Annotated in this window: 1 protein-coding gene and 1 pseudogene; both read right to left on the reverse strand. The window is 72.5% G+C overall.

Going from position 1 to position 1250, the window contains the following annotated elements; translation table 11 throughout:
* The coding region (locus G6018_RS15075) for an SGNH/GDSL hydrolase family protein (RefSeq protein ID WP_182640058.1) at positions 1–756 on the reverse strand (756 nt) is incomplete at its 3' end.
* Positions 753–1250, reverse strand: a pseudogene (locus G6018_RS15080) (hypothetical protein); the annotation flags it as partial. The gene G6018_RS15075 and the pseudogene G6018_RS15080, both read right to left, overlap by 4 nt.

Here is a 1250-nt window from a genome sequence, read left to right on the forward strand (position 1 = left end):
GGGGTGGAAGCGATCGGGGGAGAAGAGGTTCTCGCCGTGCTTGTGGAACTCCGGGGCCAGCGCCTCGGCGAGCGAGACCGGCACCCCACCCGCACGGCGGACCTGCACGGCCTGGGCCGAGGCGAGACGGCGACTGAGGGTGGCCATGACCGAGCGCAGCGGCTGCGGGACGGGCTTGATGGTCCCCAGATCGGGGCACGTGCCCACCACCACGAGGGAGCCGCCCTCGCGGAGCGCCTCGACTGCCTCGCCCACGCGGCGGGCCGACGGGCCGATCGCGTTGCGTGCGGTGATGTCGTTGCCGCCGATGAGGATCACCGAGATGTCGGGGTCGCCGTGCGCGATCTGCATGGCCTCGACCTGGCCGGCGAGCCCCTTGGAGGTGGCGCCGACGATCGCCTTGACGCTCAGCCGCACGTCCCACCCCGATTCCTCGGCGAGACCGCGCGCCAGGAGGACCCCGGGCAGTTCACCGGGGGAGTCGGCACCCAGGCCGGCGGCGAGCGAGTCGCCGAAGATCACCATGTGGACGTCGCACGTCATCCCGGGTCGCCACGGCTCCGCGGTCACGGCACCGGGCCGGTAGAGGCCGTCGCCGTGGAAGGGTCGCGAGGTGGGCTTGGGGATCACCCGTCGGGCGATCCTGGCCTGCTGGGCGAGGAGTTCGTACGCACCCCGGTAGGCGCCGACGGTCCCCACCGCGACCAGCGCGAGGTTGACGACGACCTTCCGTGCCGGATCATCTGCGTGACTCATCTGGCGTGGCGTCTCCCTCCGGTGCGGTGGCGTGCGGGGCTCGGCACCGCGAGCTCGCGGGCCTGCTGTGACAACTCGACGATAGTCCTGCGGCTCTCCAGTGGCCCCATCGAGAGATCCACCGGGTACTCGACGATCGAGATGTCGGTGTGCACGATCCGCCGCGGCTGCGGGGTGTCGTCGCGACGCTGGGCCGGATACACCAGGTACGCGCGGTCCACGCCGAGCGCGGTGCAGGCCGCCAGCAGACGGTAGTGCTCGGCGGCGCGGGCGCGGCGGTCCGTGGGATAGGTGGGGACGAAGGTCGTGACCGGTTCGCCGTCGACCTCGTACACGAGGCCGGTGGGCACGGAGATGTGGTCGCCCTCGGTGTCGGGAGCGCTGTGGCGACCGGCCCTGCCGCCGGCGGCACCGGTCGACCCGGCGTCCCCGGCGTCTCCCTGCTCGATACCCGTGTCCAGGTGGACGACGGGGTTCTGCAGCACCCGTCCGCC

It is taken from the genome of Dietzia sp. DQ11-44, from assembly GCF_014145205.1.
GTDB classification, from domain to species: domain Bacteria; phylum Actinomycetota; class Actinomycetes; order Mycobacteriales; family Mycobacteriaceae; genus Dietzia; species Dietzia natronolimnaea.